The sequence below is a fragment of the Salinisphaera sp. SWV1 genome, from assembly GCF_052044155.1.
Lineage (GTDB): Bacteria > Pseudomonadota > Gammaproteobacteria > Nevskiales > Salinisphaeraceae > Salinisphaera.
In genome coordinates this window covers 1-572 of sequence record NZ_JBQDYE010000160.1, presented here as the reverse complement: position 1 = coordinate 572, position 572 = coordinate 1, and the positions used below count along the sequence as shown (strand labels likewise).

Genomic DNA, 572 nt, shown 5'->3' with positions numbered 1-572 from the left:
ATCATGAGTTTCAGTCATTGCCGGGGAGGTCAGCATGGCGCTGATACGCTCTGCGTGCGTATTGCCGGAACGTACGGTCTTGACCAGATTCTCAATGGGTTCAACATCAGACAATAACGTCGCCGTAGGGCACATGAGCAGTTCTACTGCCTGGGAATACCAGGAGCGTGACACCATGAAAACCCAGTGAATTTCCCGATATTGTGAGATTAAAGAATAATAATGTTCACAAACAGAACGTGGATCTTCACTTTCACCGGCTAAATCAGCAATGACTAATCCGGAACGACGTAATTGTAATAAGGTAAGGTCCTCCGCAGAGGCGCTGGATATTATTTCATATTCAGGGAAGTGAGTCCTCATGACCTCTTTTAACCCTGCTTGCATAACAGGTATTTTACTGATAACAATTCCATTTTTGCAGCATCCTGGCAACATATTTCCTCCACATCCACTGTCTAAAAATTATGATGGTTTATTCAGGATATTCATTCCTTAAATGTTTCCAGCAAATTAATAGATTAAGCGAATAAATTATCCTTAGCATTCACTTTCATATCAGCATACTAGAT

At 41.6% G+C, this 572-nt stretch carries 1 pseudogene; it reads right to left on the bottom strand.

The annotated features are described in order from the left end of the window. Positions 1-438 (bottom strand): annotated as a pseudogene (locus ACS8YF_RS20020) (DNA-binding response regulator); the annotation flags it as partial. Between the last annotated feature and the right edge of the window lie 134 nt (positions 439-572).